The organism is Mesorhizobium sp. M7A.F.Ce.TU.012.03.2.1 (assembly GCF_004006095.1).
GTDB lineage: Bacteria > Pseudomonadota > Alphaproteobacteria > Rhizobiales > Rhizobiaceae > Mesorhizobium.
Window position 1 is genome coordinate 689,614 of the sequence record NZ_CP034779.1, and the last position, 22,671, is coordinate 712,284.

Sequence of the window (22,671 nt, forward strand, 5' to 3'; positions counted from 1 at the left end):
GCTTTGGGCCACTTCCGGCCCTAGGCTTTCATCGGCGGTATGTCCGTTTCTCGATAAACGTCCCCCAATAGCGGCCTGTCTGCCACCGGCCCCATGACAGACATAGAAGCGAGCGAACTGCACGTCTGCTTTCCTGAACTGCTTCCCCGAAACCTGCCGTTCCGCTTTCCACCAATCAGCCGTTGGCGGGAAAGCCCAAGTTGATTTTGCCCCGCCTCGGCCGTCAGATCGCCTCCTTGACCCGCGCCGAGAGAAAATCCGGCAGGTCGGCGACCGAATCCAAGATCACATCGGCAATGCCGGCCAGCGATTCGCGGGTGCCGGTGCCGGAGAGCACGCCGACTGCCAGCCCGCAGCCACCGGCACGCGCCATTTCGAGGTCGTGCCTGTTGTCGCCGACCATGGCGATCTCCGCCGGCCTGAGGCCGGTGAGGTCGCTGAAAGCCAGGATGGTGTCGGGCGCCGGCTTCGGATTGGCCACCGCGTCGTAGCCATAGGCCGCGTCGAACAATTGGGCGACGCCGAGCGTCACCAGCGTCTTTTCCGCGCCGCTGGTCGAATCATTGGTGGCGACGCCAAGCCGGTAGGATTTCCTGTGCAAGGCCGTCAACGTGTCGACGATGCCCGGCAGCGCCACGGCCATCGCCGAGCCCTGCACAGAGGTGATCTCGTTGAAGCGGGCAACCGCAAGCATCTGGTCCTCGTTGGACAGGCGCGGAAACCACAATTCGACGACGTCGAGATTGGTGCCGGACGCAAAGATCGAGTCGGGCTTGAAGCGTTTGTTGGCGAAATCGAAGCCGGCGGCGGCCAGCAGCCTGTCGGCTTTCCAGCGATCGCCTTCGGACGCATCCATGGCCATGAAGTCGGCAACGCCGAGCCAGGTTGCGTTGAAGTCGACAAGCGTGCCGTCCTTGTCGAACAATATTCCCTTGATGTCTGCCAAGCTTTTCACTCCGCGCCACGCAAATGGTGGATGAATCCCACAAGGCCAGCGGTCGATGCATCCCGCTTGGCGGCACTTTCCTTGCCCTCCACGACAGGCAGAAGGCCGGTGGCCAGTTCCTTGCCGAGCTCGACGCCCCACTGGTCGAAGGAGTTGATGTCGAACAGCGTGCCCTCGACGAAGACGCGGTGCTCGTAGAGCGCGATCAGCCGGCCGAAGGTGCGTGGGTCGAGTTTGCGGTAGAGGATGGTCAGCGAGGGCCGGTTGCCCGAGAAGACGCGGTGCGGCGCTATCTTGTCGACGTCGGCCGGCTTCATGCCCTTGGCCAGCATCTGGGCGCGGGCTTCGTCCAGCGTGCGGCCCTTCATCAGCGCTTCCGACTGCGCCAGGCAGTTGGCGAGCAGCAGATCGTGCTGGTGTTTGAGTTCCGGCTCGTGGCCGACCGCCGCGGCGAGGAACTCGACCGGGATGAAATCGGTGCCCTGGTGCAGCAGCTGGAAGAAGGCATGCTGGCCGTTGGTGCCGGGCTCGCCCCAGACCAGCGGTCCGGCCGGCGTCGTCACCTCTGTGCCTTCGAGGGTGACGCTCTTGCCGTTCGATTCCATGTCGAGCTGCTGCAGATAGGCCGGCAGCCTGGACAGGCGCTGGTCATACGGGATGACGGCGCGCGCCGGGTAGCCGCAGATGACGCGATGCCACCAGCCGACCAGTCCAAGCAGCGCCGGCAGGTTCTCCTGCACCGGCGCGGTGCGGAAATGCTCGTCCATCTCATGCGCGCCATCGAGGAAGGCGCGAAAATTCCGCGGGCCGACAGCGATCATCACCGGCAGGCCGATGGCGCCCCAGAGCGAATAGCGGCCGCCGACCCAGTCCCAGAAGCCGAAGACGCGATCCGGCTCGATGCCGAACTTGGCCACCAGGTCGAGTGCGGTGGAGACGGCGGCGAAATGCTTGCCGACCGCTTCCTTACCCAGTGCTTCCTGCACCCATTTCCGAGCGGTTTCGGCGTTGGTCATCGTTTCGACGGTGGTGAAGGTCTTGGAAGCGATGATGAAAAGCGTGGTTTCGGCGGAGAGGCCCTTCAGCGTGTCGTGGATATGGGCGCCGTCGATGTTGGAAACGTAATGTGCGCGCGGCCCGTCATGATAGGGCGCCAGCGCCAGCGTCGCCATGGCCGGGCCGAGATCGGAACCGCCGATGCCGATGTTGACGATGTCGGTGATCTTCTTGCCGGTGGCGCCAGCCGCCTTGCCCGAGCGCACGGCATCGGCAAAGGCGCCCATGGCGTCGAGCACGGCGATGACGTCAGCCTTGACGTCCTGGCCATCGACGGTGACGCCCTTGCCGGTCAGGTTGCGCAGCGCCGTGTGCAGCACGGCACGGTCCTCAGTGACGTTGATCTTCTTGCCGGCGAACATGGCGGCGCGGCGGCCTTCGAGATCGGCGGCCTGGGCGAGCTTTTCCAGCAGCTCCATGGTGGTCGCGTCGACCGCGCATTTCGACCAGTCGAGCAGCAGATCGCCGTCGGCAGCGGAGAATTCCACGAAGCGCTTGGGATCGGCGGCGAAGGCCTGGCGCATGCTGGCGGGCGCCGCCGCGCGGTGGTCACGCAAGGCGGCGAGCTGTTTTTGAAAGGACGATTGATCCACTGCCAAACTCCGAGACCTCGAGCCATCATTACGGACCGGATGTTTCCGGCGCGTGTCGTCGCGACAATCTATCGGGCCGAACTCCACCCGTTTCAATGCGCAGCGATGACGCACACCGTCACCCCAGCGATGACGCAGACGTCACGCGGCGATCACGCAGACGTCACGTACGGTGTCATCGCCGGGATGAGGCGCCGCGTCACCCCAGGATGCCGCAACGCGGCATCAAAAGGACGTGAAGGATCACTGGCATAAATCCCAACGATCAGAAAAATTGATTGGCGCAACCCCTTGTGCCACGGTTACGTTCGGCTGGTCCAGCCAAGCGAAAAAGGCTGGCCATCGAGGAAATCTCCCATGCCACAGCGAAACGACACGGCGATATGGTCCGGCCTGTTCCGGATTTCGGCCGAATCCGGCCAAACCCTGCAGGCGCAGATCCGCCAGGCCATCGTAGCCGCCATTCTCGACCGCCAGATCGCCGCTTCGATGCCGCTTCCTTCCTGCCGGATCCTGGCCGAAAAACTTGGCGTGGCTCGCGGAACCGTGGTGCTGGCGTTCCAGCAGCTCGTCGACCAGGGTTTCCTGGTGGCGCGCGAGCGGCGTGGCCATTTCGTCAATCCCGATGTGCTGGCGACACCGGCCAAGCCCCACCAGAAGGCGCCCGACCAGGCCAACGAGATCGACTGGAAGGCACGCCGCAAGATCGCCGCAAGCGACATGCCGCCGCCAGCGAAGCACGAGAACTGGATCAAGTCGTCCTATCCCTTCGTCTACGGGCAGTTCGACCCGGCGCTGTTCCCGACCGCCGAGTGGCGCGAGTGCAACCGCATGGCGCTTGCCGTGCTGGAAATCCGTAACTGGGCGTCCGACATGGTCGACCGTGACGATCCGCTGCTGATCGAGCAGATCCAGGCGCGGCTCCTGCCCCGGCGCGGCATCTTCGCCAATCCGGACGAGATCATCGTCACGCTGGGCGCTCAGAACGCGCTCTACATGCTGGCGACGCTGCTGATGTCCAAAGGCTCCAAGGTGGCGATGGAAGACCCGGGCTATCCCGACGCCCGCTCGATCTTCCGCCTTGCGGGCGCGGAGATACAGCCGGTACCGGTTGACCAGTCCGGCATCGTAACTGCTTCTATCCCCAACGATTCCGGCTTCGTCTTCGTCACGCCCAGCCATCATTGCCCGACCATGGTGCCGTTGTCGGCGGAGCGGCGGCAGGATCTTCTGGCGCGCGCCAACCGCTACAACCAGATCATCATCGAGGACGGCTATGACAGCCAGCTTCTCGACGAGGCACCGCAGCAAGCGCTGAAGAGCCTCGATCGCTCCGGCCGCGTCGTCTATGTCGGCTCGATGTCCAAGACGTTGGCTCCCGGCCTGCGGCTCGGGTACATCGTGGCGTCCGCTGGACTAATCTCCGAGCTGCGGGCTCTGCGCCGCTTCATGCTGCGTCACCCGCCGGCCAACAATCAGCGCGCCGTAGCGCTGTTCCTGTCGCTCGGCCACCACGAGGCGCTGGTGCGGCGGCTGTCTTCAGCCTTCGATGAGCGGCGCAAGCGGCTGGTCCATGCGATTTCCGCCTTCCTGCCGGAATGGCGTTCGACCGATTCGGCCGGCGGCACGTCGCTGTGGCTCGAAGGGCCGCGCGGCACCGATTCGCGCGGGCTGGCCGAGGCAGCCGCCTCGCGCAGCGTCATCATCGAGCCAGGCGACCGTTTCTTCGATCGCACTGAAAAGCCTTCGCGTTTCATGCGGCTGGGCATCTCGTCGATCGCACTGCAGCACATCGAGCCAGGCATTCGCGAACTGGCCACGGCCGCCGGACGCAGACCCGCGGCCGCCTGATCCATCGTCGATCTCTCGTGACCGGAGCCGTTCGCAGCGGCTCCGGTATTTTAGCTCTGGCACATGGAACTGGGCCAGCTGGCCCATAGGATGAGCCAGTGCCAGCGGCATAGTCGGCGTCAGGGGAAGAAGCAGGCCGATAGTGGAGCAACCGCCACGAGTCCCTGCCGACGACGGTGGAGTGCTTCCATGCCAGTGGCTGTCGAACAGCAGGACACGCCGGCGAACCGTCGTCCGCAGCGCTCCGGTCTTCGCGAAACAGGACATGCCATGCGATCATCTCCCCTGGTGGAGGATACCAGACCCCAGCACAAGGCCATCGAGGGCGGCGGCTACGGGCCGCTGCGCGGGGATGACCGCGAGCGTATCCACGAGGGCGTGATGACGCTTTTGGAGACAGTGGGTTTCGCCAACGCCATTCCTTCCTGCATAAAGGTGCTGACCAAGGTGGGGGCGGTCCACGGCGACGATGGCCGGGTCCGCTTTCCGCGCGCGCTCGTGCTCGACACCATCAAGCGGGCGGCACGACATTTCACGCTTCATGGCCAGGACCCCAGGCACGACATGGTGGTCCAGGGCAAGCGCGTGCACTACGGCACGGCAGGCATCGCCGTGCACCTGGTGGATCTGGAGAAGCGCGAGTACCGCGAGTCCAAGCTGCAGGATATTTATGATGCCGCCCGCATCGTCGACGGGCTGGACAACATCCATTTCTTCCAGCGGCCGATGGTGGCGCGCGACATCGCCGATCCGCTCGAGATGGATTTCAACACGCTTTATGTCTGTGTGATGGGAACATCGAAGCACGTCGGAACATCCTTCACCGTGCGTGAGAACGTGAAGCCTGCGCTTGAAATGCTGTACGCCATCGCCGGCGGCGAGGAGAATTTCCGTGCCCGGCCGTTCGTTTCCAACTCCAACTCATTCGTCGTGCCGCCAATGAAGTTCGCCGAGGATGCCTGCGGCGTGCTTGAGGCCTGCGTCGAAGGCGGCATCCCGATCCTGCTGCTGTCGACCGGCCAGTCCGGCACCACGGCACCCGCGGCGATGGCCGGCGCCGTCGTGCAAGCAGTGGCCGAAGTGCTGGCCGGCCTGGTCTATGTCAACGCGCTCAAGCCCGGCCATCCGGCGATCTTCGGCGCATGGCCGTTCATGTCGGACCTGCGCACCGGCGCCATGGCGGGCGGGTCGGCCGAGCAGTCGGTGGCAACGGCGGCCTGTGCCCAGATGGCGCAATTCTACGACCTGCCCGGTGGCTCCGCCGCCGGCATGACGGATTCGAAATTGCCCGATATTCAGTCCGGCTACGAAAAGGGCATCACCAATGTGATGGCCGGCCTCTCCGGCCTCAACCTCGTCTACGAGGCGGCCGGCATGCATGCCTCGCTGCTCGGCTTCTGCCTGGAGAGCCTGGTCATCGACAACGACATGCTCGGTCATTGCCTGGGCTGCGCGCGTGGCATCGACGTGACTGACGAGGCCCTGTCGATCGACAGCATCGCCGAGGTCTGCCTCAAGGGGCCGGGCCACTATCTCGACAACGAACAAACGCTCAAGCTGATGCAGACCGAGCACTTCTATCCCGCCCTCGGCGATCGTTCCTCGCCGAAGGAATGGAACGAAAAAGGCCGGCCTGATATATTGCTGCGTGCGATCACCGAGAAGAAACGCATTCTTGCCGAGCGATTTCCGCGCCACGTGCCAAAACAGGTCGACGACAGATTGCGTGCCCGCTTCGGCAACCTGATCCACCTGCCGCGCACGCAAATGGGCGGCTGACCGGAGACGAGTTCGTGCAGCCATACAGCCACCACCCGGAGCCAATTCAGGACGGAAAACCGCTTCACACTTTTCCTGGAATTGCGCTCTTCGTTTGACGCAATTCCTAACAGAAAACCGCTTCACACTTTTCCTGGAATTGCTCCGGGATCAACCATCGGGCAGAACGACAAATGAGTGTGCATCCTATCCAGCAAGCACCCACCGACGGCGACGCGATCGATCGGCTGGTGGCATCTCATCGGCCAGGTCACGGCCTGGTGCGTGCCTTCTATCATGATTCGGCGATCTTCGAGCGCGACATGGAACGTGTCTTTCGCCGCCACTGGCACTGCCTGGCGCATGCCAGCGTCATCGCGAACCCGGGCGATTTCGAGCTGTTCAAGCTGGGTGACGAGGCGGTCATCCTGACGCGCGGCATGGATGGCACCGTGCATGCCATGCTCAATGTCTGCCGCCACCGTGGTGCCGAGGTCTGCACCAAGGAGAAGGGCAATGCGAAGATGTTCGTGTGCCCCTACCACGCATGGGCCTATTCCAATGACGGATCCTTGCGTGCCGCGCGCCTGATGCCAAAGGATTTCGACCGCTCGGCGCACGGGCTGAAGAAGCTTCATGTCCGCGTCGCTTCCGGGCTGGTCTTCATTTCCTTCGCCGAGACGCCGCTCGATTTCGATCCGATCGAACAGTCGCTGCGCACGAGTTGCGGCCAATATGGCTGGGGCGACGCCAAGGTGGCGTATCGTCAGTCCTATGCGCTCGACGCCAACTGGAAGCTCGCCGTCGAGAACTATGTCGAATGTTACCATTGCGGGCCGGCGCATCCGGAATATTCGCAGACGCATGCGCTGGAAAAACCGGCCGAGATGATCGAGCAGCTCAATGCGGCGATGGAGCAACGCACCTGCGCGCTCGGCATCGAGATCGGCAGCGCCAACCGCTGGCAGAACTCGGCCGCCGGACAGGAGGCGATCCACACTTTCCGCTATGCGCTCTATGACGGCGTTTCCAGCGGCAGCAAGGACGGCTCGCCGGTCGCGCCGCTGATGGGCCGTTTCACCGACTATGATGGTGGCGTGACATCGATCCATCTTGGCGGTACGACCTTTCTCGTCTGTTATCCCGATCACGGCATGATCTATCGTTTCATCCCGAAAACAGCTGGTACCTGTGAGATGGAGCTGATCTGGCTGGTGCGCGGCGACGCGGTCGAGGGCCAGGACTACGATCTGGAGAAGCTGACCTGGCTGTGGAAGGTCACCACCGAAGAGGACAAGAAGATCATCGAGCACACCGCGCGCGGCGTGCGTTCGCACTATTTCGTGCCCGGACCGATCGCGCCGATGGAATACAACGAACTGCGCTACATCGGCTGGTATCTCGAGGAGATCAGCCGGGCCTGATCGGCTCGGCTGCCGCGGGGGATCAGGCAGATCTTGCCTTTCGCGTCATTCCGCGCTGAGCCCGTATCGGTCGACGACTTCAGCGTTGATGAGCTTGGCATGCAGCGTCATCAGCACGATCTGCGCGTCGAGGCTGTCGCCGGTTTCAAGCGCCGCCTCGATGCGACGCTCGGCTTCCAGCGTCCGCTCATGGCCATTGGCTTGCTCGAAGGTTTCCGGACCCGCGATGCAATAGCTGCATAATTGTGCCACCGACGCATAGGTGCCCGGCGGCGGCTCGTCGGGCCAGCGATCCTTCATCAGGTTGACGATGGTAAGCTTCACGCCCTCCGGCACAAGGGCTGGATGCAGATCGGCGCCGCGCAAGGCATCGTCGAGTTGCCTCAAGTCGCCCGAACGGCCGAACATTCCGAGGAAGCCGAGGGAAGAGCGCCGTCCGGCCATGATGTTTCCTTCCGTTTCCAGCCCACTTATGTGGTGGGCAAGCGGATTACAAAGGCGGTGCTGGCTAACCAGCCGCCGCCAGCAAGACCCCTGCAAGGGCGGATAGCGCGAGTGTCGGCAGCATGCCGACTTTCAGCTTCAGGATGGCGACCATGGCGGCCACGGATAGCAAGGCCGCACGCCAGTCGATGGACGAAAGCACCGGCACGTTCATGCCAAGCCCCGTCGCGTGCACCTCACGGAAAATGACATGCAAAGCAAACCATAGGGCCAGATTCATGATCACCCCAACAATTGCGGCAGTGATCGCGCCCAGTGCGGCCGACAATGCCTTGTTGCCGCGCAAGGCCTCGATGTAGGGCGCCCCGAGGAATATCCAGAAGAAGCAGGGCGTGAACGTCACCCACAGGGTGAGCAGCGCCCCCAGCGATCCGGCAAGTAACGGGTCGAGCGAGCCGGAATGGCGGAACGCGGCGATGAAGCCGACGAACTGCAGCACCAGGATGAGCGGTCCTGGCGTCGTTTCTGCAAGTCCAAGACCGTCGACCATTTCACCCGGCGCCAGCCAGCCGAAGGACTGGACGGCTGCCTGGGCGACATAGGCGAGCACCGCATAGGCGCCACCGAAGGTGACGACAGCCATCAGGCTGAAGAACCGGCCTATCTCGGTCCAGACGCTTGCGGAGCCGGTGAACCACCAGATCAAAAGAACAGGCCCGAGCCAGATCGGCAGCCAGATGGCGAGGGTGCGCGGCGCGTGCCATTTGGTCGGTTTGACATGGGCCAGTTCGCCCCGCTCGAACATCAGGTCGACCGCTCCCTTGGAGTCGGCAACACCGTCCTTGCCATGGGCCGAGCCGGAAAACAGGCCGGGAGCAACGCGGTCCCCCAGCCATCCCGTCAGGCCGGCGAGAAGGACGATGAGCGGAAACGGCACATTCAACGCATAGATGGCGATGAACGCCGCGACCGCGATCGACACCATGACCGGATTTTTCAGGGCGCGTCGCCCGATCCGGATCACCGCCTCGATGACGATGGCGAGCACCGCCGCCTTGACCCCGAAAAATAGCGCCGCGACGAGCGGCATGTCGCCATAGAGGACGTACAGGCTGCTCAAGGCGAGCATGACGAGCGCGCCCGGCACGACGAACAGGATGCCGGCGACAAGGCCACCGGCCGTCCTGTGCAGCAGCCAACCGATGTAGATGGCGAGTTGCTGGGCTTCCGGGCCAGGCAGCAGCATGCAGTAATTCAACGCATGCAGGAAACGCCGTTCCCCGATCCAGCGCCGCTCCTCGACCAGTTCCTTGTGCATCAGCGCGATCTGCCCGGCCGGTCCGCCAAAGCTGAGCAATCCGATTTTCGCCCAGACCTTCGTGGCTTCCGCGAAGGTCGGCGCAGCCGGCGGCTCGACGGTCACCGCCTTATTGTCGGGGACAAGAATGGTCATGATGGTTTACCTGCAGCGGGCCAGTTGTGCGTTTCTTCGGTGGCGTCGCGACACCAGCGGAAGAACGCGTCGTAGAGCAGCATGCCTGCTTCCAGTTGTTCCAAATCGTCGCGGAACATACGCGACAGGCCCAGCGAGGCAGCCAGAAAACCGGCCGCCTGGGGCACTAGGTCGAGGCTTGCGGTGTCGGCCGCGCGCACGATTGCGGCGAGGCGATCGAGCGCCCCGGATTCCAACCCGAACTCCTCGATCATCGTGTCGAAGGTGCAGCGTTCGCCGCGATGGCTCCAGAACACATTGTCGATGTCGAACGGCACGGCCTGAAAGCGGTCGGCAACAGCCAGTACTTCAGCGGGTTCGACAAACAGGAACACCGCGTCAGGGTCGAGGAAACGCCGGATCAGCCATGGGCAAGCGATGCGGTCGACCTTCGGGCGGGATCGCGTCACCCAGACGGTGGCGCCCTTTTCATTGCGTGGCGGCAACTTGGCGGTGCGGACCAGAAGCCCCCCGGCATCGCGCCAGGCCTCAAAGCCGCCTTCAAGGGATTCGGCTGATATCCCCTCATGGCGCAGCCATGCGACGACGCCTTGCGAGAGCTTTTGCCCCTTCTGGCAGACGACGGCCACCGGCTTGCCGGCGAATGCAGCGGCCCAGGTCGAAACGGTTTTGAAATCGCGCCGGCAGGAGGCCGGCAACAGGCGCGGATCGGCTTCGAAATCTTCTTCGATGCGAACATCGATGATGACAGGTGCACCCGGCAGACCTATGAGCCGGGACAATTGCGGTACGGTGATAGCGGTTGTTGACGGCATGGCGTCCACCTCCTGAAAAGAGAAGCTTGGACGCGAACGTTGGGCTGACGCCTCACGGGGTCGTCGCGATGCACCCCTTGTCATGATGGTGGATTTGTTGGGCGCGCTTGTCAAGGACGGTGACCGTTCTCGACCTACCCGGCCGGGATGCGACACGCCGACCGGAAAAACCGATGGCGGCCTGATTTGATCAAGCCGCCGTCCGTCGATCCAGAATCAATGATTGTCTCTGGGGACACCGCTGGTGTGCGCGACATCCTGGTATTTCACCGCCGGCTTCAGCACCATTCCCTCCGAGAACTGCGCGACCATGCCGCGCTGGATCTCCTGCCAGGGTGTCTGGTGCTTGGGATAGTGGAAGCCGCCATTGTTCTGCAACTCGGCGCGGCGCCGGGTGATCTCGTCGTCGGTGACGAGGATGTCGGCCGTACCCTTGCGCAAGTCGATGCGGACACGATCGCCCGTCTTGAGCAGCGCCAGTCCGCCGCCAATCGCCGCTTCCGGCGAGGCGTTGAGGATCGAGGGCGAACCCGACGTGCCCGACTGGCGGCCGTCACCGATGCAAGCGAGCGCGTGGATGCCCTTCTTGATGAGATAGGCCGGCGGCTGCATGTTGACGACCTCGGCACCGCCGGGATAGCCGACCGGGCCAGCGCCGCGCATGAACAGGATGGTGTGTTCGTCGATGCCTTGCGCCGGGTCGTCGATGCGGGCGTGGTAATCCTCCGGCCCGTCGAAAACCATGGCGTTACCTTCGAAAGCCTCGGGATCCTTGGGGTTGGAGAGATAGCGTTCGCGGAATTCCGGCGAAATGCCGCTGGTCTTCATGATCGCCGAATCGAACAGATTGCCCCGAAGATTGATGAAGCCGGCATTGGCCTTCAGCGGCTTGGCGACAGAGCGGATGACGTCGGGATTTTCGTTGGCAACGCCCTCGCTGTTCTCACCGATCGACTTGCCGTTGACGGTGCGCGCGCCGGGATGCGGCAACAGCCCGCCCTTCATCAGTTCGGCGATGACCGCCGGCACGCCGCCGGCATGATGGTAGTCCTCGCCGAGATATTCGCCCGTCGGCTGCAAATTGACCAGCAGCGGCACATTGAGGCCGACCGTCTGCCAGTCGTCATTGTCGAGCTTGACTCCAAGGTGGCGGGCGATGGCGTTGAGATGGATAGGCGCGTTGGTCGAGCCGCCAATGGCCGAATTGACGACGATGGCGTTCTCGAAAGCCTCTCTCGTCATGATATCGGACGGCTTCAGATCCTCATGCACCATCTCGACGATGCGTTTTCCGGTCTCATAGGAAATCTGGCCGCGCTCGCGGTAGGGCGCGGGAATGGCGGCCGAGCCCGGCAACTGCATGCCAAGCGCCTCGGCCAGCGAGTTCATCGTGGTGGCGGTGCCCATGGTGTTGCAATAGCCGGTGGACGGCGCCGACGAGGCGACGATATCCATGAACTCGTCATAATCGATCTCGCCGGCCGACAGGCGCTGGCGTGATTCCCAGACGATGGTGCCGGAGCCGGTGCGCTTGCCCTTGTGCCAGCCATTGAGCATCGGGCCGACCGACAGGGCGATCGCCGGGATGTTGACGGTGGCCGCCGCCATCAGCAGGGCCGGTGTCGTCTTGTCGCAACCGATGGTCAGCACGACGCCATCGAGCGGATAGCCGTAGAGCACCTCGACAAGGCTGAGATAGGCAAGGTTGCGGTCAAGTGCCGCGGTCGGGCGCTTGCCGGTCTCCTGGATCGGATGGCAGGGAAACTCGAAAGGAATGCCGCCCATCGAGACGATGCCTTCGCGCACACGCTTGGCGAGTTCGATATGGTGACGGTTGCAAGGCGACAGATCCGAGCCGGTCTGGGCGATGCCGATCAGCGGCTTGCCGGACATCAATTCGGCGCGCGTCAGACCGTAATTGAGATAGCGCTCGAGATAGAGCGCCGTCATGCCCGGGTTGTCGGGATTGTCGAACCACTCCTGCGAGCGAAATTTTTTCTTATGGGTGGGGGCGCCTGCCATCATGGTCTCCGTATTTGTAAGACAAATCGATATGGCAACGCGCGGGAGCAGGCAAGAGGGCGTGCGGTCGCAACCGGACTTTGGTGCGATAGACACGCACCGAGCCGTGCGTTACGGGTTCGGGCAGTCTTGTCCGGGAGGTTTTCATGGCTTTGGTGATCGAAGGCGAGGAGCGCATTGCCGCACCGCTGCAAAAAGTGTGGGAAGCGCTGAACGATCCCGAGGTCTTGAAGGCGACGATTCCCGGCTGCCAGAGCCTGGAGATGAAGTCGCCGACCGAGATGGCGGCGACCGTGGTGGTGAAGATCGGACCGATCAAGGCGACGTTCAACGGCGAAGTGACGCTGAAGAACCTGAAGCCGCCGCACTCCTACACCATCCAGGGCGAAGGCAAGGGCGGCATTGCAGGATTCGCCAAGGGTGGCGCCGACGTGACGCTGACGGCGGATGGACCCGACGCCACGATATTGAACTACGCGGCCAAGGCCGATGTCGGCGGCAAGATCGCACAACTCGGCAGCCGCCTGATCGAATCGACCTCGAAGAAACTGGCTGGACAGTTTTTTTCCAGCTTTGGCGAGAAGGTCGGCGCGGCCTAGGCTGCAGCACGGCGGCGCCTGCTATTCAAACACAATACTCGGCACGGCAGCAGCAGCCGCACCACGCTCTTCGTTGACCCGGTCCCAAACCTTCGAGGCGATGTCGCGGTAGATTTTCGCCTCGGCGCCGTCAGGCTTGGAGACGACAACCGGCGTGCCGGCATCCGAGCTTTCGCGAATGCCCATTTCGAGCGGCACCTCACCGAGGAAGGTGACGCCGAGGCGCTCGGCCTCGCGGCGGGCGCCGCCATGGCCAAAGATGTCGTAGCGCTTGCCGGTGTCCGGGGCGATGAAATAGCTCATGTTCTCGACGATGCCGAGCAACGGGACGTCGACCTTCTTGAACATGTTGAGGCCTTTTCGCGCGTCGATCAGGGCCAGGTCCTGTGGCGTCGAGACGATGACGGCACCAGCCAGCGGCACCTGCTGGGCCATGGTCAACTGCGCGTCGCCAGTGCCGGGCGGCATGTCGACGACGAGCACGTCGAGACGGCCCCATTCGACCTCACGCAGCATCTGCGTCAGCGCCGACATCACCATCGGGCCGCGCCAGATCATCGGCGTTTCCTCGTCGACGAGGAAACCCATCGACATTACCTTCAGGCCGTAATTCTCCATCGGTTTCAGGATCTTGCCGTCGACGGTCTGCGGCCGGCCGTGGATGTTGAGCAGCCTTGGCATGGACGGTCCGTAGATGTCGGCATCCAGCACGCCGACGCGCAGGCCGTTGGCGGCGAGGCCGAGCGCGATGTTGACGGCGGTGGTCGACTTGCCGACGCCGCCCTTGCCGGAAGCAACGGCAATGATCGCCTCGATACCGGGCACGCCACGTTTGCCCGAACTGTGCGAGGCGGGCGCGTGCGGAGCCGCACGCGGCGCGGCGGCAGCGGGCGCAGCCGGCGGAACGGGCCTGGGTGCGGCGCGCGACGGAACCGGCGCCTCCATGCCGCCGCCCTTCTTCTCGGCCGTCAGCGCGACGACCGCGCCGGCGACCCCGGGGATTGCCTTGACGACGCGCTCGGCGGCGGCGCGCAGCGGCTCCATTTCCTGGGCACGAGCGGCGGGAACGGTAATCGAGAAGAAGACCTTCCCGTCGGCGATGAAAATCTCCGAAACCATGCCGAGGTCGACGATGTTGCCGGTGAAATCCGGCCCGTTGACCGTCTTCAGACGCTCGGTGACGATTTCCTTGGTGACGGACATGGCAGTTTTTCCTTACGCAGCTTGCGCCTGAGATGCAGCTTGCACCTGAGATAATGCAGTTTCCGGACAGAACCAAGCCGTGGAGCAATGGCTGCCTTGGCGTGTCTGGAAAAGCGGCGGGTCCTGTCGGATTTCATCCGCGCCAAACGTCTTCCAGATAATCGAGCGCCGATGCGGCCAACAATCAGGTCGAGCGACAGTCGTCAAACGATCGCGGCGACCTATTTCGGTGACCAGCACGGGGTCGACAACCAGGAAAGGAGACCATCATGCTCGCAAACAGCAATGCAACGGCCAATCTCGCGGTGAAGGATCTCGCGAAAGCCAAGGCTTTCTATGAGGGAACGCTTGGCCTGAAACAGGTGCACGATGAGGGCGGCGAACTGATCGTCTACAAAAGCGGCGATACCACCCTCAACGTCTATCATTCTCAATTTGCCGGAACCAACAAGGCGACAGCGGTAACCTGGATGGTTGGCGACGAGATCGGCAACATCGTCAAGGAACTGAAGTCGAAGGGCGTCGCCTTCGAGCACTATCAGATGCCGGGCTTGACGCTGGAGGGCGATCTCCACGTCGGTTACGGAATGAAGGTCGCCTGGTTCAAGGACCCGGACGGCAACATCCTGAACCTTGTGGACAGGTAGATTTCTTTACGTCACCTCGCCAGGCCAACCGCCAGGTAGGTGAGCGCCGAAATCAAAGCGGTGGCCGGCAAGGTGACGATCCAGGCAATGACGATGTTGCCGGCAATGCCCCAGCGTACGGCCGAGACGCGGCGTGCGGCGCCGACGCCGACGATGGCGCCGGTGATGGTGTGCGTGGTCGATACGGGAATGCCGAGCCAGGTCGCCGCAAACAGCGTGATCGCCCCGCCGGTCTCGGCGCAAAAACCCTGCATCGGGTTCAGCCGGGTGATCTTCGAGCCCATGGTGTGGACGATGCGCCAGCCACCGAACAGGGTGCCGAGCGCCAGCGCGGACTGACAGGTGAGGACGACCCAGAGCGGTACGTAGAAAGTCGCGCCGAGCATGCCTTGCGAATAGAGCAGCACGGCAATGATGCCCATGGTCTTCTGGGCGTCGTTGCCGCCGTGCCCGAGGGAATAGAGCGAGGCGGAAAAGAACTGCATGACGCGGAACGTGCTGTCGACCGCAAACGGCGTCTGGCGCACGAAGAGCCACGAGACGACGAGAATCAGGACGAGCGCCAGGATAAAGCCGGTCGCCGGCGACAGGACGATTGCCGCAACCGTCTTGCCAAGCCCGGTCCAGACGATGGCGCCCACGCCTGCCTTGGCCACACCGGCGCCGACCAGGCCGCCGATCAGCGCATGCGAGCTACTCGAAGGGATGCCGGCGATCCAGGTGACGATGTTCCAGACGATGGCGCCGACGAGGGCTGCAAAGATCACCGCCGGGGTGACGATGCTGACGTCGATGATACCTTTGCCTATGGTCTCGGCAACGTGGAGGCCAAAGAACATGAAGGCGATGAAATTGAAGAATGCCGCCCACAGCACCGCATATTGCGGCCGCAGCACCCTGGTGGAAACGATGGTAGCGATGGAATTGGCGGCATCGTGCAAGCCGTTGAGAAAGTCGAAGAACAGTGCGACGCCGACGAGGCCGACCAGCACGGGAAAGGCAATGGTGGCTTCCATCACCTAGACATTCTCAATGACGATGCCGCTGATCTCGTTGGCGACGTCCTCGAAGCGGTCGACCACTTTTTCCAGTTGGCCATAAATCTCGCTGCCGATCATGTAGGCCATCGGATCGCTGCTGCCGTGCTTCCTGAAGAGATCCTTCAGCCCTTGCTCGTGCAGGTCGTCGGCCCGGCTTTCGACGCGCATCACCTCTTCGGCGATGGCGTTGAGGCGCACCGTGTGCGTCGCGACCTTGTTGAGCAGTGGGATCGCCTCGGCCACCAGCTTGGCGGCGGCGACGATGACGCCAGCCATTTCCTGCATCAGCGGATCGAACTCCTTGCGCTCGAACAGCTTCACCGTCTTGACCGTCTTGTGCATCATGTCGATGGCATCATCCATCGACTGGATCAGGTCCTTGATGTCGCCGCGATCGAAAGGCGTGATGAAGGAGCGCCGCACCGCCAGCAGGACTTCCGCGGTAATGTGGTCGGCCTCATCTTCGAGATCGATGATTTTCTGGCACCAGAGGTCGATGTCCCTGCCCTGGAGAAGCTGCTCCAGCGCCTCGGCGCCGCCGACCACGGTGCGGGAATGTCGTTCGAACAGGTCGAAGAAGCGATCTTCGCGCGGCAAAAGCTTGCGGAACCAGCCCAGCATGGTCGATCTCCCAGTTTCATCCACATAGCGCCGCATCGCGCCGCGGGAAACAGGTAGCCGGCTTAAAGGTGTGGATGCAGGGCAATTGTGCATCGCGCTTGCGGCGAGGCGCGATTTCCCCGACCTTGCAGCGAACCACCGGAAAGATCGCATGATCGACAAACTGGAATTCTTCATCGCGCTCGCCAGGGAGGAGCATTTCGGCCGGGCGGCGGAGGTATGCGGCGTCACCCAGCCGACGCTCTCGGCCGGCATCAAGCAGTTGGAGGGCCAGCTTGGCGTCATGCTGGTCCTGCGCGGCTCACGCTTCCAGGGCCTGACGCCGGAGGGAAAACAGGTGCTGGTGTGGGCACGCCGCATCGTCGGCGACACCAGGACCATGCGCGAGGAAATGCGCGCGGCGCGCCACGGACTTTCCGGCCGCATCCGCATCGCCGCCATCCCGACGGCACTCGCCATGCTGCCGCGGCTGACGACGCCGTTTCGCGAAAAGCATCCCGGCGTCACCTTTTCGGTGCTGTCGCGGACCTCGATCGAGGTGCTGTCGCTGCTCGGCAATTTCGACATCGATGCCGGCATCACCTATCTCGACAACGAGCCGCTGGGGCGGGTGACCAGCGTGCCGCTCTATGACGAGCGCTATCAATTGATCACCGCGATGGGAAATCCCTATTCCGACCGCGACAAAGTGACATGGGCGGAGCTCTCAAGCCTGCCGCTGTGCCTGTTGACGCCGGACATGCAGAACCGCCGCATCATCGATCAGCATCTGGCCGAAGCCGGCGTGCAGGTGCGGCCGACGCTGGAATCCAATTCGATGATCGTGCTGTTTTCGCACATCCGCACCGGCAAATGGTCGTCGATCATGCCGCTCAACCTTGCGGAAACATTCGGTTTTTCCGAGCCGATCCGGGCCATTCCGATCGTCGAGCCAGACGCCAGCCACACGGTCGGCCTGGTGGCGACACCGCGCGAACCGCACACACCTTTGGTCTCGGCGCTGCTGGACGAGGCAATGGCGCTGGCGGACGATTTCCATGCCAACCGTTCCGCTAGACAGGATTAGTCAAACGGAGCGATAGAAAATTTCTATCGTGCAACGAAACCGCTTTATTGATTTCAGAGGTTTTCTCTGGTTTCTTAAGCACTTAGCGATAAAGCGGCACGCGCATGTCGTTGTTCCAAAACAGCTTGATGCTTCTGGCCGATATGTATGGGTCGCTACGATAGGGAGGGCGCTGCATGACAATGCAGCCTGCAAGTACCGAGATTACATCGCGCACGGTCGCGATCATCCAGGAGATGAAGGGCCTTGAGGGCCCGTTGCTGCCGATCCTCCACGGCATCCAGGAAGAGTTCGGCCATGTGCCCAAGGATGCGCTGCCGGTTATCGCCGAGGCGCTGAACATTTCCAGGGCCGAGGTGCACGGCGTCGTCAGCTTCTATCATGATTACCGCAGCCACCCGGCAGGCCGGCATGTGCTGAAGCTCTGCCAGGCGGAATCCTGCCAGTCGATGGGTTCGGACGCCATCGCCGCCAAGCTGAAGCAATTGCTGGGCATCGGCTTCCATGAGACGACCCGCGACGGTTCGGTGACGCTGGAGCCGGTCTATTGTCTCGGCCTGTGCGCCTGTTCGCCCGCCGCTATGCTGGATGGCGAGGTGATCGGGCGGCTCAATGACGAGAAGCTCGACGAGATCGTTGCAGAGGTGCGCTCATGATCCCGCGCATCTACATTCCCGGCGATTCCGGTGCGCTGGCGCTTGGCGCCGAAAAGGTCGCCAAGGCGATCGCCGGCGAACTCGCCGAGCGCGGCATCGAAGCCAAGATCGTGCGCAACGGGTCGCGCGGCGCCTATTTCCTCGAACCAATGGTCGAAGTTGCGACAGCGAACGGCCGCGTCGCCTATGGGCCGGTAAAGCCGTCCGACGTCAAAAGCCTGTTCGACGGCGGCTTTCTCACCGGCGGCCATCACAAGCGCTGGCTGGGCTCACCGGACAAGATCCCCTTCTTCGCCAAGCAGACGCGGCTGACCTTCGCGCGCTGCGGCGTCACGGATCCGCTTTCGCTCGAATCCTACAAGAAGCATGGCGGGTTGAACGGACTGACGAACGCGCTGGCGCTGACGCCTGCCGACATCGTCGCCCAGGTTACCGAATCGGGCCTGCGCGGGCGCGGCGGCGCCGGCTTCCCGACCGGCATCAAGTGGAAGACGGTGCTCGATACCGTTGGCGACCGCAAATACATCGTCTGCAACGCCGACGAGGGCGATTCAGGCACCTTCGCCGATCGCATGATCATGGAGGGCGATCCCTTCGTGCTGATCGAAGGCATGACGATCGCCGGTATAGCCACGGGCGCGACCAAGGGCTTTGTCTATATCCGCTCGGAATATCCGCATGCGGTGGCGGTGATGAACAAGGCCGTCGAGATCGCCCGCAAGGCTGGCGTTCTTGGCGCCAGCGTGCTGGGCTCAGCCTACGCCTTCGACATGGAGATCCGGGTCGGCGCAGGCGCTTATGTCTGCGGCGAGGAGACGGCGCTGCTCGATTCGCTCGAGGGCAAGCGCGGCATGGTGCGGGCAAAGCCGCCGCTGCCGGCGCATAAGGGGCTGTTCGGCAAGCCGACGGTGATCAACAACGTCATCTCGCTGGCCTCGGTGCCTGTCATCATGGACAAGGGTGCGGCCTTCTACAAGGATTTCGGCATGGGCCGCTCGCGCGGCACGATCCCGATCCAGATCGCCGGCAACGTCAAATATGCCGGCCTGTTCGAAGCCGCTTTCGGCATGACGCTGGGCGAGATCGTCGACGAGATCGGCGGCGGCACCGCTACCGGCCGGCCGGTGAAGGCGGTGCAGGTAGGCGGACCGCTCGGTGCCTATTTCCCGCGCGCGCTGTTCGACACGCCATTCGATTATGAAGCCTTCGCCGCCAAGGACGGGCTGATCGGCCATGCCGGCATCGTGGTGTTCGACGACACCGCCGACATGCTGAAACAGGCCCGCTTCGCCTTGGAATTCTGCGCCATCGAAAGTTGCGGCAAGTGCACGCCCTGCCGCATCGGCTCGACGCGCGGTGTCGAGACCATCGACAGAATAGCCGCGGGCATCGAGCCGGAGAAGAACCTCGCTCTGGTCACTGACCTCTGCAACACGATGAAATTCGGCTCGCTGTGCGCGCTGGGCGGCTTCACGCCCTACCCTGTAATGAGCTCGATCACCCATTTCCCCGACGACTTCAAGCCAGCGCCCGTGCGCGTGGCTGCCGAATAGGAGCTGGCAGATGAACATCAAGGCCGACTTCCCTTCCCTCGTCGAAGAGATCGACTACGGAACCCCGCAATCGAAGGCGCAGAAGCAGGTCACGCTGAACGTCGACGGCCGCAGCATCACCGTGCCGGAAGGCACCTCGATCATGCGTGCCGCGATGGAAGGCGGGGTCGAGATCCCGAAGCTTTGCGCCACCGACATGCTGGACTCCTTCGGTTCGTGCCGTGTCTGCCTTGTCGAGATCGAAGGACGCGGCGGCACGCCGGCATCGTGCACGACGCCCGTCGGCGAAGGCATGATCGTGCGCACGCAGACCGAGCGGCTTGACGCCATTCGCCGCGGCGTCATGGAACTCTATGTCTCGGACCATCCGACCGGCTGGAACGAACAGGCCGGAACCGGCGCGAGCGAGTTCGATGCGGTGGCGAAGTCGATCGGCCTGACCGAGAACCGCTACGGCATCGAAGGCCGCAACCACGTCAAGCCGGAAGGTGGCGTGGCGCCCGGCCATGGCTCGCTGGCGGTCGACTACATCGCCCGCGATGAATCCAACCCCTATTTCACCTATGATGCCTCGCAATGCATCGTCTGCTCGCGCTGCGTGCGGGCCTGCGAAGAGGTGCAGGGCACCTTCGCGCTGACCATCGAGGGACGAGGCTTCGAATCCCGGGTTTCGGCGGGGATGCACGAGGCGTTCATCGATTCGGAATGCGTGTCCTGCGGCGCCTGCGTGCAGGCCTGTCCGACCGATGCGCTGCGCGAGAAGACGGTGCTTGCCAAGGGCCTGCCGGAGCGCTCCGCCGTCACCACCTGCGCCTATTGCGGCGTCGGCTGCTCGTTCAAGGCCGAGGTGAAGGGTGACGAAGTCGTTCGCATGATGCCCTATAAGGAGGGGAAGGCGAACCACGGCCATTCCTGCGTCAAGGGCCGTTTCGCCTATGGCTACGCCACCCACAAGGACCGCATCCTGTCGCCGATGATCCGCGAAAAGGTCACCGACCCGTGGCGCGAGGTGAGATGGGAAGAGGCGATCGCCCATACGGCCAAGGAATTCCGCCGCATCCAGTACCAGTATGGACGCACCTCGATCGGCGGCATCACCTCGTCGCGCTGCACCAACGAGGAAACCTATCTCGTCCAGAAGATGGTGCGGCAGGGTTTCCGCAACAACAATGTCGACACCTGCGCACGCGTCTGCCATTCGCCGACGGGCTACGGGCTCGGCCAGACCTATGGCACCTCGGCCGGCACGCAGGATTTCGATTCCGTCGACTTCACCGACGTCGCCGTCATCATCGGCGCCAATCCGGCTTCCGCTCACCCGGTGTTCGCCTCGCGGCTGAAGAAGCGGCTGCGCCAGGGCGCCAAGCTGATCGTGCTCGATCCGCGCCGCACCGAGATGGTCAAGTCGGCCCATATCGAAGCGGATTACCACCTGCCGCTGAAGCCCGGCACCAATGTGGCCGTGCTGACGGCGCTGGCGCATGTGATCGTCACCGAGGGCCTGTTCGACGAAGCCTTCATCCGCGAACGCTGCGACTGGACGGAGTTCCAGGATTGGGCATCGTTCGTCGCCTTGCCGGAAAACAGCCCCGAAACCGTCGGCAAATTGTCCGGCGTCGATCCCGAACTGATCCGCGGTGCCGCCCGCCTCTACGCCACCGGCGGCAACGGTGCGATCTATTACGGCCTCGGCGTGACGGAACACAGCCAGGGCTCGACCACTGTGATGGCAATCGCCAATCTCGCCATGGCCACCGGCAATATCGGCCGGCCCGGCGTCGGCGTGAACCCACTGCGCGGCCAGAACAACGTGCAGGGCTCCTGCGACATGGGCTCCTTCCCGCACGAACTGCCGGGCTATCGCCACATCTCCGGCGAAGCCGTGCGCGATATCTATGAGACCTTGTGGGGCGTGAAGCTGGACGACGAACCCGGCCTGCGCATCCCCAACATGCTGGATGCCGCCGTCGACGGCAGCTTCAAGGGCATCTACATCCAGGGCGAAGACATTCTGCAGTCCGATCCCGACACCAAGCATGTCGCCGCCGGCCTTGCCGCGATGGAATGCGTCGTCGTGCATGACCTCTTCCTCAACGAGACGGCGAACTACGCGCATGTCTTCCTGCCGGGCTCGACCTTCCTGGAGAAGGACGGCACCTTCACCAACGCCGAGCGCCGCATCAACATGGTGCGCAAGGTTCTTGAGCCGAAGGCGCGCTACGCCGATTGGGAGGCGACACAGGAACTTGCCCGTGCGATCGGGCTGGACTGGAACTATCAGCATCCCTCCGAGATCATGGACGAGATCGCGATGACCACGCCGAGCTTCGCCGGCGTCTCCTTCGAGCTGCTCGACCGTGTCGGATCCGTGCAATGGCCCTGCAACGAGAAGGCGCCGCTCGGCACCCCGATCATGCATATCGACGGGTTCGTGCGCGGCAAGGGCAAGTTCATCCGGACCGAATATGTGGCGACGGACGAAAGGACGGGGCCGCGCTTCCCGCTGCTGCTCACCACCGGCCGCATCCTGTCACAGTACAATGTCGGCGCGCAGACCAGGCGCACCGACAACAGCATGTGGCACTCGGAGGACCGGCTGGAGATCCATCCGCACGATGCCGAGAACCGCGGTTTGCGGGACGGCGACTGGGTCCGGCTGACCAGCCGATCGGGCGAGACGACGCTGCGCGCGCTGATCACCGACCGGGTGTCGCCCGGCGTGGTCTACACGACGTTCCATCATCCGGACACGCAGGCCAACGTCATCACCACCGACTTCTCCGACTGGGCGACCAATTGTCCGGAATACAAGGTGACGGCGGTGCAGGTCGGCGCCTCCAACGGACCGTCGGAATGGCAGCGCGACTATGACGAGCAGGCCAAGCAGAGCCGGCGCATCGCGTCTTTGCAGGCGGCGGAGTAGT

At 63.3% G+C, this 22,671-nt stretch carries 18 protein-coding genes; 9 read left to right on the forward strand and 9 right to left on the reverse strand.

All coding sequences use genetic code 11. The features are described 5' to 3' along the window. Nucleotides 1-223: 223 nt before the first annotated feature. Both EJ079_RS03345 and pgi read right to left on the reverse strand, forming a co-directional pair. Nucleotides 224-946, reverse strand: coding sequence for an HAD family hydrolase (locus EJ079_RS03345; protein WP_127808079.1), 723 nt, complete (start codon nt 944-946; stop codon nt 224-226). A gap of 5 nt (nt 947-951) precedes the next feature. Then, on the reverse strand, nt 952-2,595 hold the full coding sequence (pgi, locus tag EJ079_RS03350; protein ID WP_127808080.1) for a glucose-6-phosphate isomerase: 1,644 nt from the start codon (nt 2,593-2,595) through the stop codon (nt 952-954). A 357-nt stretch (nt 2,596-2,952) separates the two neighbouring features. Between pgi and EJ079_RS03355 the strand changes: the two genes are divergently transcribed. The 3 genes from EJ079_RS03355 to EJ079_RS03365 all read left to right on the forward strand — a co-directional run bounded on the left by EJ079_RS03355 (nt 2,953) and on the right by EJ079_RS03365 (nt 7,628). Beyond that, nucleotides 2,953-4,446: a PLP-dependent aminotransferase family protein gene (locus tag EJ079_RS03355; RefSeq protein ID WP_127399042.1), complete on the forward strand. Its 1,494-nt coding sequence runs from the start codon at nt 2,953-2,955 to the stop codon at nt 4,444-4,446. 189 nt (nt 4,447-4,635) lie between these two features. After that, complete coding sequence (locus EJ079_RS03360) at nt 4,636-6,225, forward strand: trimethylamine methyltransferase family protein (RefSeq protein ID WP_127808081.1); 1,590 nt, start codon at nt 4,636-4,638, stop codon at nt 6,223-6,225. 173 nt (nt 6,226-6,398) lie between these two features. Then, nucleotides 6,399-7,628 (forward strand): aromatic ring-hydroxylating dioxygenase subunit alpha, encoded by a 1,230-nt coding sequence (locus EJ079_RS03365; protein ID WP_127808082.1) that lies wholly within the window; start codon nt 6,399-6,401, stop codon nt 7,626-7,628. Between the two features lie 45 nt (nt 7,629-7,673). Here EJ079_RS03365 and EJ079_RS03370 read toward each other — a convergent pair whose 3' ends face one another. The 4 genes from EJ079_RS03370 to EJ079_RS03385 all read right to left on the reverse strand — a co-directional run bounded on the left by EJ079_RS03370 (nt 7,674) and on the right by EJ079_RS03385 (nt 12,362). Next, nucleotides 7,674-8,072: a hypothetical protein gene (locus EJ079_RS03370; protein WP_127317745.1), complete on the reverse strand. Its 399-nt coding sequence runs from the start codon at nt 8,070-8,072 to the stop codon at nt 7,674-7,676. A gap of 64 nt (nt 8,073-8,136) precedes the next feature. After that, nucleotides 8,137-9,525, reverse strand: coding sequence for a chromate transporter (gene chrA, locus EJ079_RS03375; RefSeq protein ID WP_127808083.1), 1,389 nt, complete (start codon nt 9,523-9,525; stop codon nt 8,137-8,139). Further along, nucleotides 9,522-10,340, reverse strand: a complete 819-nt coding sequence (locus EJ079_RS03380) for a chromate resistance protein ChrB domain-containing protein (protein WP_127808084.1) — start codon at nt 10,338-10,340, stop codon at nt 9,522-9,524. The genes chrA and EJ079_RS03380 overlap by 4 nt, the downstream gene beginning before the upstream one ends. A gap of 216 nt (nt 10,341-10,556) precedes the next feature. After that, nucleotides 10,557-12,362: an IlvD/Edd family dehydratase gene (locus tag EJ079_RS03385; protein ID WP_023811496.1), complete on the reverse strand. Its 1,806-nt coding sequence runs from the start codon at nt 12,360-12,362 to the stop codon at nt 10,557-10,559. Nucleotides 12,363-12,508: 146 nt separating this feature from the next. Here EJ079_RS03385 and EJ079_RS03390 point away from each other — a divergent pair, with 146 nt between their 5' ends. Continuing rightward, complete coding sequence (locus EJ079_RS03390) at nt 12,509-12,961, forward strand: carbon monoxide dehydrogenase subunit G (RefSeq protein ID WP_013528005.1); 453 nt, start codon at nt 12,509-12,511, stop codon at nt 12,959-12,961. A 21-nt stretch (nt 12,962-12,982) separates the two neighbouring features. Here EJ079_RS03390 and EJ079_RS03395 read toward each other — a convergent pair whose 3' ends face one another. Further along, complete coding sequence (locus tag EJ079_RS03395; RefSeq protein ID WP_127808085.1) at nt 12,983-14,164, reverse strand: Mrp/NBP35 family ATP-binding protein; 1,182 nt, start codon at nt 14,162-14,164, stop codon at nt 12,983-12,985. A 269-nt stretch (nt 14,165-14,433) separates the two neighbouring features. Between EJ079_RS03395 and EJ079_RS03400 the strand changes: the two genes are divergently transcribed. Next, a complete protein-coding gene (locus tag EJ079_RS03400; RefSeq protein WP_027039668.1) occupies nt 14,434-14,811 on the forward strand; it encodes a VOC family protein in 378 nt (125 codons plus the stop codon). Between the two features lie 11 nt (nt 14,812-14,822). Here EJ079_RS03400 and EJ079_RS03405 read toward each other — a convergent pair whose 3' ends face one another. Then, nucleotides 14,823-15,827 carry an inorganic phosphate transporter gene (locus EJ079_RS03405; RefSeq protein ID WP_127811270.1) on the reverse strand — a complete coding sequence of 335 codons (1,005 nt, stop codon included), beginning with the start codon at nt 15,825-15,827 and terminating at the stop codon, nt 14,823-14,825. Between the two features lie 3 nt (nt 15,828-15,830). Further along, entirely contained in the window at nt 15,831-16,472 is a 642-nt protein-coding gene (locus tag EJ079_RS03410) for a DUF47 domain-containing protein (RefSeq protein ID WP_127808086.1), read from the reverse strand. Nucleotides 16,473-16,623: 151 nt separating this feature from the next. On the opposite strand from EJ079_RS03410, the gene EJ079_RS03415 reads away from it, so the two are divergent. The 4 genes from EJ079_RS03415 (at nt 16,624) to fdhF (ending at nt 22,670) form a co-directional block, all read left to right on the forward strand. Then, nucleotides 16,624-17,538 carry a LysR family transcriptional regulator gene (locus EJ079_RS03415; protein ID WP_127808087.1) on the forward strand — a complete coding sequence of 305 codons (915 nt, stop codon included), beginning with the start codon at nt 16,624-16,626 and terminating at the stop codon, nt 17,536-17,538. A 176-nt stretch (nt 17,539-17,714) separates the two neighbouring features. Continuing rightward, on the forward strand, nt 17,715-18,194 hold the full coding sequence (locus EJ079_RS03420) for a formate dehydrogenase subunit gamma (protein ID WP_127267009.1): 480 nt from the start codon (nt 17,715-17,717) through the stop codon (nt 18,192-18,194). Then, complete coding sequence (locus EJ079_RS03425) at nt 18,191-19,747, forward strand: NADH-quinone oxidoreductase subunit NuoF (RefSeq protein ID WP_127808088.1); 1,557 nt, start codon at nt 18,191-18,193, stop codon at nt 19,745-19,747. The genes EJ079_RS03420 and EJ079_RS03425 overlap by 4 nt, the downstream gene beginning before the upstream one ends. Before the next feature lie 10 nt (nt 19,748-19,757). Next, a complete protein-coding gene (fdhF, locus tag EJ079_RS03430) occupies nt 19,758-22,670 on the forward strand; it encodes a formate dehydrogenase subunit alpha (RefSeq protein ID WP_127808089.1) in 2,913 nt (970 codons plus the stop codon). Nucleotide 22,671 lies beyond the last annotated feature (1 nt).

Coding starts and splice junctions, on each gene's coding strand:
- EJ079_RS03370 (WP_127317745.1), bottom strand. CDS start 8,072: ATGGCCGGACGGCGCTCTTCCCTCGGCTTCCTCGGAATGTTCGGCCGT.
- EJ079_RS03365 (WP_127808082.1), top strand. CDS start 6,399: ATGAGTGTGCATCCTATCCAGCAAGCACCCACCGACGGCGACGCGATC.
- EJ079_RS03415 (WP_127808087.1), top strand. CDS start 16,624: ATGATCGACAAACTGGAATTCTTCATCGCGCTCGCCAGGGAGGAGCAT.
- EJ079_RS03380 (WP_127808084.1), bottom strand. CDS start 10,340: ATGCCGTCAACAACCGCTATCACCGTACCGCAATTGTCCCGGCTCATA.
- EJ079_RS03400 (WP_027039668.1), top strand. CDS start 14,434: ATGCTCGCAAACAGCAATGCAACGGCCAATCTCGCGGTGAAGGATCTC.
- EJ079_RS03420 (WP_127267009.1), top strand. CDS start 17,715: ATGACAATGCAGCCTGCAAGTACCGAGATTACATCGCGCACGGTCGCG.
- EJ079_RS03355 (WP_127399042.1), top strand. CDS start 2,953: ATGCCACAGCGAAACGACACGGCGATATGGTCCGGCCTGTTCCGGATT.
- EJ079_RS03390 (WP_013528005.1), top strand. CDS start 12,509: ATGGCTTTGGTGATCGAAGGCGAGGAGCGCATTGCCGCACCGCTGCAA.
- chrA (WP_127808083.1), bottom strand. CDS start 9,525: ATGACCATTCTTGTCCCCGACAATAAGGCGGTGACCGTCGAGCCGCCG.
- EJ079_RS03405 (WP_127811270.1), bottom strand. CDS start 15,827: ATGGAAGCCACCATTGCCTTTCCCGTGCTGGTCGGCCTCGTCGGCGTC.
- EJ079_RS03360 (WP_127808081.1), top strand. CDS start 4,636: ATGCCAGTGGCTGTCGAACAGCAGGACACGCCGGCGAACCGTCGTCCG.
- fdhF (WP_127808089.1), top strand. CDS start 19,758: ATGAACATCAAGGCCGACTTCCCTTCCCTCGTCGAAGAGATCGACTAC.
- EJ079_RS03410 (WP_127808086.1), bottom strand. CDS start 16,472: ATGCTGGGCTGGTTCCGCAAGCTTTTGCCGCGCGAAGATCGCTTCTTC.
- EJ079_RS03425 (WP_127808088.1), top strand. CDS start 18,191: ATGATCCCGCGCATCTACATTCCCGGCGATTCCGGTGCGCTGGCGCTT.
- EJ079_RS03395 (WP_127808085.1), bottom strand. CDS start 14,164: ATGTCCGTCACCAAGGAAATCGTCACCGAGCGTCTGAAGACGGTCAAC.
- EJ079_RS03385 (WP_023811496.1), bottom strand. CDS start 12,362: ATGGCAGGCGCCCCCACCCATAAGAAAAAATTTCGCTCGCAGGAGTGG.